The sequence below is a fragment of the Rhodococcus sp. OK611 genome (genome assembly GCF_003050885.1).
GTDB lineage: Bacteria > Actinomycetota > Actinomycetes > Mycobacteriales > Mycobacteriaceae > Rhodococcus_G > Rhodococcus_G oryzae.
On sequence record NZ_QAOZ01000001.1, the window covers coordinates 78,452 to 86,640 of the forward strand.

Annotated in this window: 9 protein-coding genes; 8 read left to right on the forward strand and 1 reads right to left on the reverse strand. The window is 68.5% G+C overall.

The window, feature by feature from the left end; translation table 11 throughout:
• Nucleotides 1-42 precede the first annotated feature (42 nt).
• The 8 genes from C8K38_RS00275 (at nt 43) to C8K38_RS00305 (ending at nt 7,590) form a co-directional block, all read left to right on the forward strand.
• Nucleotides 43-798: an MBL fold metallo-hydrolase gene (locus C8K38_RS00275; RefSeq protein ID WP_097209710.1), complete on the forward strand. Its 756-nt coding sequence runs from the start codon at nt 43-45 to the stop codon at nt 796-798.
• Between the two features lie 230 nt (nt 799-1,028).
• On the forward strand, nt 1,029-1,403 hold the full coding sequence (locus C8K38_RS00280) for a chorismate mutase family protein (RefSeq protein WP_097209711.1): 375 nt from the start codon (nt 1,029-1,031) through the stop codon (nt 1,401-1,403).
• Nucleotides 1,404-1,408: 5 nt separating this feature from the next.
• Nucleotides 1,409-3,493 (forward strand): aminodeoxychorismate synthase component I, encoded by a 2,085-nt coding sequence (pabB, locus tag C8K38_RS00285; RefSeq protein WP_097209712.1) that lies wholly within the window; start codon nt 1,409-1,411, stop codon nt 3,491-3,493.
• A 77-nt stretch (nt 3,494-3,570) separates the two neighbouring features.
• Complete coding sequence (locus tag C8K38_RS00290; RefSeq protein ID WP_097209953.1) at nt 3,571-4,446, forward strand: prephenate dehydrogenase/arogenate dehydrogenase family protein; 876 nt, start codon at nt 3,571-3,573, stop codon at nt 4,444-4,446.
• The gene (locus tag C8K38_RS00295; protein WP_179800402.1) at nt 4,443-5,435 is read left to right on the forward strand and encodes an AurF N-oxygenase family protein; all 993 of its coding nucleotides are present in this window, start codon (nt 4,443-4,445) and stop codon (nt 5,433-5,435) included. Before C8K38_RS00290 ends, C8K38_RS00295 begins: the two co-directional genes overlap by 4 nt.
• Before the next feature lie 126 nt (nt 5,436-5,561).
• Nucleotides 5,562-6,782: a serine hydrolase domain-containing protein gene (locus C8K38_RS00300; protein ID WP_097209713.1), complete on the forward strand. Its 1,221-nt coding sequence runs from the start codon at nt 5,562-5,564 to the stop codon at nt 6,780-6,782.
• 23 nt (nt 6,783-6,805) lie between these two features.
• Entirely contained in the window at nt 6,806-7,060 is a 255-nt protein-coding gene (locus tag C8K38_RS27445; protein WP_257016942.1) for a MerR family transcriptional regulator, read from the forward strand.
• Nucleotides 7,015-7,590, forward strand: a complete 576-nt coding sequence (locus tag C8K38_RS00305; RefSeq protein ID WP_257016943.1) for a MerR family transcriptional regulator — start codon at nt 7,015-7,017, stop codon at nt 7,588-7,590. The genes C8K38_RS27445 and C8K38_RS00305 overlap by 46 nt, the downstream gene beginning before the upstream one ends.
• Before the next feature lie 71 nt (nt 7,591-7,661).
• On the opposite strand, the gene C8K38_RS00310 is transcribed toward C8K38_RS00305, so the two are convergent.
• Nucleotides 7,662-8,177 (reverse strand): hypothetical protein, encoded by a 516-nt coding sequence (locus C8K38_RS00310; RefSeq protein WP_097209714.1) that lies wholly within the window; start codon nt 8,175-8,177, stop codon nt 7,662-7,664.
• Nucleotides 8,178-8,189: the final 12 nt, after the last annotated feature.

The following is an 8,189-nucleotide window of genomic DNA, read 5'->3' on the forward strand; positions in this document are numbered from 1 at the left end:
CTCGCCGGGCGGCGGATCGGCTGGTCTGGGATCGTGGGTGCCATGTCTGATCGAACACCGCGGGCCCGATGGCACGGGCACGCCACCGTCTCGATCACGGACCGCGGGACCACCATCCTCACCGACCCGATCCTGACCGACCGGGTCGCGCACCTGCGGCGGCGCCGCGGGCCCAACCCGCTCGACACTCCCCTGCTCCCGGACGCGGTCGTGCTGTCCCACCTGCACGCGGACCACACGCATCTGCCCTCGCTGAGGCTGATCGGCGGCGACGTCCCGATCCTCGTTCCCACCGGCGCGGTCGGCCAGGTGTCGGGGCTCCGGGCGTTCGGCGATCGGTTGATCGAGGTGAGTCCCGGCGACGAGGTGCGGATCGGCGGGGTGCTGGTCCGCGCCGTCCCTGCCGAACACGACGGTCGTCGCTGGCCTCGCGGGCCGCACCGGGTGCGGGCGCTCGGCTACGTGATCGAGGGCGAGGGGCGTACGTATTTCGCCGGGGACACCGCGCTGTACGGATCGATGTCGGACTGGATCCCCGAGTGCGATGTGGCGCTCGTCCCGGTCGGCGGGTGGGGGCCGAGTCTCGGGCCGGGGCACCTCGACCCGGCCGCGGCCGTCCGCGCGGCGGTCGCGGTCGGTGCCCGCACCGCGATCCCGGTGCACTTCGGCACGCTCTGGCCGATGGGGTTCGATTCCGTGCGCCCCGATCGCTTCTACGGGCCCGGCGCCGAGTTCGTCCGCCGGATGGAGGAGGCGGGTCTCACCGCCACCGAACTGCGTCCTGGCGAGTCGAGCTGAGGCGACCGGCAAGAGCAACCCAAGAGAGACCGCATCGGCCGCAGGACAGACCAGGAACTGGGTAACGTCGGGGGTCGAGGATTCGATGAAAAGGGTGGCTTGGGCGTATTCCCCCGTGAGAAGATTGGAAGATTCTCTACCCGGAGTTCTGCTCGAGGCTGACGAACCTCGGCTGGTGTGCATCGATCGAAGTCGGTGCAGGTCAGCCCAGATTGCTAAGGCGGCGGCGGATGGACACGTCGAATGGTTCCCACGGGGCCGGAAACGGATTCTCGGCGGCGCAGCGCGAGCTCGAGGTGTTGCGAACCGAGCTCGACGACGTGGACCAGCACCTGCTCGAGGACGTCCGCGCACGTATCGACGTGTGTACCCGGATCGCCCGACTCAAGAGGCGGAACTCCATACCGATGATGCAGCCGCAGCGCATCGGGGTGGTCCAGGACCGCGCGCAGACCTATGCGGTCGAGCACGAGCTGTCCCCGGACTTCTTTCGTTCGCTCTACGAGCTGCTGATCCGTGAGACCTGCCGGGTCGAGGACCTGATCATCGACGCCGACGGATCCGAGCCCGAGGGGGCGCGCGGGCCGTCTGGACGTGGGGGCTGACGCCCATGACGCCGACGCGAACGCTCCTCATCGACAACTACGACTCCTTCACCTACAACCTCTACAGTCTGCTGGCCGAGGTGAACGGCGTACCGCCGACCGTGGTGTCGAACGATGTCGACTGGGCGTCGGTGAACCTGGCCGACCACGACAACATCGTCATCTCGCCGGGGCCGGGAAGGCCGGACCGGGATCGGGATTTCGGCATCAGCGCCGCCACGATCACCGAGGGCGATCTGCCCGTTCTCGGAGTGTGTCTCGGGCACCAGGGGCTGTGCCACCTGTTCGGGAGCCAGGTCCTGCCCGCGCCGTTCCCCATGCACGGGCGGGTCTCCGAGGTCCATCACACCGGGGAAGGACTGTTCGCGGGAATCCCCTCGCCCTTCCGCGCGGTCCGGTACCACTCCCTGATCGTCGAGGATCTCGACGATCGGCTCGAGGCGCTGGCACACACGCGCGACGGCCTCTTGATGGCGGTGCGCCACAAGGAGCGGCCGCTCTGGGGCGTTCAGTTCCACCCGGAGTCCATCTGCACCGATCACGGTCGCGCGCTGCTGACCAATTTCCGGGACCTGACCCCGCGGGCGCGCTCCCGCCGGGCGACGGCACGCCCGATACCGCTGCCGCTGGCCGAACCCCGCTATCGCGTCGACAGCATGCGCATCGACCGGCCATTCGATCCCAAAGAGATCTACGAGGCGCTGTTCGCCCACGGCCCGAACAGCTTCTGGCTGGACGGCAGCGCGGCGCTCGAGCCGGACTCGCGGTTCTCCGTCATGGGCGACTGCTCGGGCCCGCTGGCCGAGTACGTCACCTACAGCGTCACCGAGACCACGGTGCGGGTGCACCAGCAGGGAAAGCTCGCGCGGGAGGTCCACAGCACCTTCTTCGACTACATGGACAAGCAGCTGCGCGCCCGCGCGGTGGCCCCCCGCCCCGACCTCCCGTTCGGCTTCTGCCTCGGGTACGTCGGGTACCTCGGCTACGAGCTGAAGGCAGACACCTGTGGGCAGCTCGTCCACACCTCGTCGAACCCGGACGCCGCCGTCGTCTTCGCGGACAGAGCCCTGGTGCTCGACCACGAGGCCGACTGCTGCTACCTGCTCGCGCTCGACGACGGTTCCGGAGACCCGGCGGGCACCCGCTGGCTGACCGAGACGGCCGCCGCGCTGTCGGAGTTCGACGTGGTCCCCCACGAACCGCCGGCGCCGCCCCCGCTGGTCCATCTCGATGCCGACCCCGAGCCACGGTTCCGGCACAGCCGGGACGCCTATCTCGCGCTGATCGAGCAGTGCCTCAGCGAGATCCGGTCCGGCGAGTCCTACGAGGTGTGCCTCACCAACACCGGGACCGTGGACGGGCCGATCGACCCGCTGGACCGCTATGCGTGCCTGCGCGAGATCAGCCCGACCCCGTACAACGCGCTCCTGCAGTTCTCGGGGATCTCGGTCCTGAGCGCCTCGCCCGAGCGCTTTCTGCGGATCGGCGCGGATCGGGTGATCGAGTCCAAGCCGATCAAGGGCACCCGGCGGCGGTCGTTCTCGCCGGACACCGACGAGGCCCTGCGCCGCGACCTGGGTGAGGCCGAGAAGGATCGCGCCGAGAACCTGATGATCGTCGATCTGGTCCGCAACGACCTTTCGCGTGTCTGCGTGCCGGGCTCGGTGCACGTCCCGAAGCTGTTCGACGTCGAGACCTATGCGCCCGTGCACCAACTGGTCTCGACCATCCGCGGCACCCTGCGGCCGGGTGTATCGGTGGTGGACTGCATCCGGGCGACCTTCCCCGGCGGTTCGATGACCGGGGCACCGAAGGTGCGGACCCTCGAGATCCTCGACAAGCTCGAGGACGGCCCGCGCGGGGTCTACTCGGGTGCGATCGGGTACTTCTCGCTCACCGGCACCGCTGACTTCTCCATCGTGATCCGGACCCTGGTCGCAACCGCCGACGAGGTGACGTTCGGTGCCGGTGGCGCGATCATGGCGATGTCCGACCCGGACGAGGAGTACGAGGAGACGATGGTCAAGGCCGTCACCATGAAACGTTGCCTGTCCATGAACACCGACCATCAGGACCAGGCCGGACCGTGATCGACACGGGATCTGCGCGGGCATCGTCGCAGTTCCGCACCGCCGCCGTCGTCGGCGGTGCGGGATCGGTCGGCGCGATGTTGGTGGCGTTGCTGCGCGGCGACGGGGTCCGGGTCCTGGTGGTCGATCCCCGCTGTGCGGCACGCACGGACGCCATCACCGATCCGGATGCCATGGCCGCGGACCTGACGGCCCCGACCGGGGAGCTCGTCGCGGCGCTGCGCTCCGCGGACCTGGTGGTGCTGGCCGTGCCGGAGTCGGTCGCGCTGGCCGCCGCCCCGGCTCTCCCCGGACTTCTCTCCCCCGGCGCGGTGCTCGTCGACACGCTGTCGGTCAAGACGCGGTTCGCGTGTGCGCTCACGGAATCCGCGCCGGGGACTGCGGCCGTCGGGGTCAACCCGATGTTCGCACCCGACCTGGGTATGGCCGGCAGGCCGGTGGCCGCGGTCACGTATTGCGGGGGTCAGCAGGTCGACCGGTTCCTCGCCTCCCTGTCCGGATGGGGGGCCGAGATCGTCCGGCTCGCACCGGAACAGCACGACCGGATCGTGGCGGCGACGCAGGCGCTCACGCACGCGGCGGTGCTGGCCTTCGGCCTCGCGCTGACCGAGCTCGACGTGACGAACGAGGAGCTGGCCGCCAGCGCGACCCCGCCGCACACGGTGGCGCTGGCGCTGTTGGCTCGGATCGGGCTCGGGAACCCGGCGGTGTACCGCGACGTCCAGGCCGGGAATCCGTTGGCGGGCAGGGCACGTGATGCGCTGGCGGCGGCGGTGACCCGATTGTCGTCGGTGGTCGAGCACGGCACCGAGGCCGATTTCGACGCGCTGGTGGCCGCGGCGAGTCGACCCCTCGGCGATCGCGCCCGCCGGTACGGGGATTTGTGTGCGGAGATCTTTCACGGCCTGGCATCCGAGGACGTGTCGGTGCGATCGGAGGTGATCGAGTCGTGACCGGTCCGTTCGAGCTACACGGCGGGACGTTCGAGGGCCTGCTGTCGCCGCCCTCCCTGCCCGAATGCGAAGAGTCGAATCCGGTCGAGAGCGCGGTGATCCGCGGCCTGGTCAGGAGCTGGCCGCGCCGAGCCACGGTGCGGAGGGTCGAACCCGAGCTCGACGACTTCTTCGATCCGGCCAAGGCCGACTTCCCCGAGGCGCTGCTCCCGTTCCGCGAGCACGACCTCTACCGCTGCCTGGACGAGTCGAAGAAGGACCGGCTGCGGGCCTGGGGGTGGATCGCCTACAACAAGAACGTGATGGACATCGAGCAGTTCGTGGTCAACCCGGGTTTCCAGTTGCTCTCCCGCGACGCGTTCGGCACCGGGCTCGGCGACGGCCACCGCGCGGCGGCGCTGCAGTCGATGGTCGACGAGGAGTACCACACCCTGATGCACCTCAACGCGAGCGCCGCGACGCGTCGCCACCGCGGGTGGCCGTTGCGCGAGGACGCGCTGCCCGCCGCCCAGACTGTCCGCCGCCATCACGCGGCCGTGGCCCGGCACACCGATCCGCGGGCCGCGGCGCTGACGACCCTCGCCTACACCACGGTCGCCGAAACATCGATCAGCGCCTACCTGGGCCTGATGACCGGGGACGAGGCGGTGCAGCCGTTGAACCGGGCGACCGTGGCGCTGCACCGACGAGACGAGCAGTGCCACTCCTCCATCACCGGCGACCTGGTGACGCTGGTGTACGACACTCTCGATGCGGACGACCGGCACACCCTGCTCGAGGGTCTGCGCGAGGGGGTGGACGCGTTCACCGCGAGCGACCTCACCACCTGGCGGGCCATCCTGGACCAGGAACGGGTCACCGGCGCGGGGACGATCATCGCGGACGTCACGGCGGACGGCGACCGGAAGCCGATGGTGCAGGACTGCAGCGCGATTCGGCGGCTGTGCGAGCGACTGGGCGTCGCTGAGGACATTCGCGACGAATGGTGAGGGGTCCCGGTCCCTCCGAAAGCAACTGTGATCTAGATCATGGTTGAGGTTGACCTTGGGTCAGGGTGGAAGCTCGTCTCAGCGGCACGACGCCGACCGGACGGAACAGATTGGGAGCAAACCACCATGTCCATCACCTTCTCCGACCAGGACAAGTGCACCCTGCGGGCCGCAGCCCTCGACGCCGCCTCGGTCCCGAACAGCGGGGCCGTGCTGAAGGCCGCTGTTGGGCAGGATTGCCCGGAACTTCAGAAGGCCATCGAAGACATCGTCGATTCCGGTTTCGTCGGGGTGTCGCTGCGCGTGCACGATAAGCGGGGCGAATGGGTCGGCAGCGCAGGGGCGGCCGAGCTGGGCGGGACTACGAAGCCTCCGGTAGACGGGCACATCCGGATCGGCAGCAACACGAAGACCTTCACCGCGACCGTGGTGCTGCAACTGGTGGCCGAGGGCAAGATCGGGCTGGATACCCCGGTGACCGAGTACCTGCCAGAGTTCGGGCTGGATGCGCGGATCACGGTGCGAATGCTGTTGCAGCACACCAGCGGATTGTTCAACTTCACCGGCGAGGTCTACAACGACGGGACGATGGTGCTGGGAAGCCCCATGCCCTACGGCCCCGCGGGCACCGAGTGGATGGATAACCGGCTGAAGACCTATCGGCCGCAGGCGCTGGTGGAGTTGGCGTTGTCCAAGCCGGCCCGGTTCGAGCCGGGGACGGACTGGAGCTACTCCAACACCAACTACGTGCTCGCCCGGCTGCTGATCGAGAAGGTCACCGGCCGCGCGCTCGCCGAGGAGATGCAGCGGCTGATCCTGGACCCGCTCGGGTTGTCGGGCACCGCGGTGCCGGACGCCTCGCCGGAGATCCCCGAGCCCCACGCCCACGCCTACTACCGGTACGAGGAGGCCGGCGAGCAGAAGACGGTCGACATCACCCGCCAGAACCCGTCCTGGATCTCCACGGGTGGTGACATGATCTCGACCACCAAGGACCTGCACACCTTCATCTCCGCGCTGATGAGCGGCAAGCTCCTGCCCGCCCCGTTGCTCACCGAGATGTGCACTCCGCACCCGACGGGCATTCCGAACATGGACTACGGCCTGGGGGTGTTCGTGGTGTCTACCGACGGCGGCGGCACCGTCATCTCACACAATGGCGCCGCCGTGGGCCACGCAGCACTGATGTACAGCACACCCGACGGCAGCCAGACCCTGACCGCAGCGCTGAACTGTGTGGACGACGCCGACCTGTCCATCGCGGCAGCGTTCCAGACCGCTCAGCAAGGGCTCCTCAACGCCGTCTTCTGCGGTGGACAGGCCGATCCGGCGCAGCCGACTGAATGAACCATCTAAGGCAGGCTGAGCAGATGAGGAACGGAGTCACGATCGGGCAGGCGGCAGCATTCGGCGGTGTCACAGTCAAGACGGTGAGGCACTACCACAAGCTCGGCCTGGTGAAGGAGCCCGAACGTGACAGCTCCGGGTACCGGAGATACGGATCGGCCGAGTTGTTGCGGTTGGTGCAGGTCCGGACGCTCGCCGCTGCCGGGGTGCCGCTGGCCAGATCCCGCCCCTGGTGGACGCCGACGCCACGCTCTACGCCGCCGCGCTCGCCGGCGTAGAGCGACAGCTCACCGAACGGATCGAGGAGCTGATCGCGCGACGAGACACGTTGCAACGGCTCGCCGACGGCGACCGTGCGCTACTGGGCGACCGCGCCGTGGCGTTGCTTCAGCGGATGGCCGACCTCGGCTTCCCTGTGGACGAGGTCGCGAACGCCAGGCAGGGTTGGGTGCTGGCCAAGGCCCTGGTCCCGGAAGGCTTCGACGACTACCTCACCTACCTTGAGCACGCCCTCGACGACGCCCAGTACGTCGCCTTGATCAAGCGTGCCGCCGAGGCCGTGGCCTGGGAACCCGACGACCCCCGCGTCGACGAGCTCGCCACCGCCCTAGCCGACCATTACCTCGCCAACCCCGCACACCTGAAAGTCGTGACCGCTCTGCAAGCTCGCAGCGACACTGCGACTCGTTACAGGCTCATTGCCCACCACGGCGAAGAGCAGATACCGGCCACGATGCGGGCGACGGCGCTTTTCGAGACCAGACTCCGCGCCGCCGGCATCCAAATCCCCAGACCGGACTCCCGCTGACGGCGCCGTGCTCCGGTCCTTCGGCTCGACGACCTGCCGGGCCTGCCCACAGGCTTCGCTCGAGCGGCCCCCTATGCCGTTCCTGCTTTCCCGACCGCCTCGCGGGTGAGATCGATCAGTTTTGCGGTGTTCTCGGTGGTAGCCGGATAGCCGGCCGAGGTCACTCCGATGACGTATTCGCCTGCGAGCGCGCCGTATCCGATGTGTGTGTCATCTCCCTGACTCACGGTGCCGGCGAATGCTCTGTCACCGACGTCGATCGGCGGAGGCAGCGCGGCGAAACCTTGGACGGCCTCGCTTTTGTCGATCGCCTCCTCGAATGCGGTCGAGGCCGAGTCGGGGCCGGGATATCGATCGACTGAAACAGTCACCTTTTTGCCGTCGTCCCCTTCGTAGATCGCCATTCGCGTCGCATCGGGGATGCCGGCGGCATTGGTGTTCTCACTCGGCGGGTTCTGGGTGGCGATCTCCGGGAAGTGATTCTGTACGGCCTCCAACGGGACCAGAACCTCCTGTGGCAATTGGTTCGTCCCTGGTTGTCCGCACCCACCCGTCAGCAAGACTCCTGCCAGGATGATCGCAAGCATGGCGGGAGATGT

Excerpts from the sequence above, each read along its gene's own strand:
- C8K38_RS00275 (WP_097209710.1), top strand. The coding sequence starts at position 43 with ATGTCTGATCGAACACCGCGGGCCCGATGGCACGGGCACGCCACCGTC.
- C8K38_RS00280 (WP_097209711.1), top strand. The coding sequence starts at position 1,029 with ATGGACACGTCGAATGGTTCCCACGGGGCCGGAAACGGATTCTCGGCG.
- pabB (WP_097209712.1), top strand. The coding sequence starts at position 1,409 with ATGACGCCGACGCGAACGCTCCTCATCGACAACTACGACTCCTTCACC.
- C8K38_RS00290 (WP_097209953.1), top strand. The coding sequence starts at position 3,571 with ATGTTGGTGGCGTTGCTGCGCGGCGACGGGGTCCGGGTCCTGGTGGTC.
- C8K38_RS00300 (WP_097209713.1), top strand. The coding sequence starts at position 5,562 with ATGTCCATCACCTTCTCCGACCAGGACAAGTGCACCCTGCGGGCCGCA.
- C8K38_RS27445 (WP_257016942.1), top strand. The coding sequence starts at position 6,806 with ATGAGGAACGGAGTCACGATCGGGCAGGCGGCAGCATTCGGCGGTGTC.
- C8K38_RS00310 (WP_097209714.1), bottom strand. The coding sequence starts at position 8,177 with ATGCTTGCGATCATCCTGGCAGGAGTCTTGCTGACGGGTGGGTGCGGA.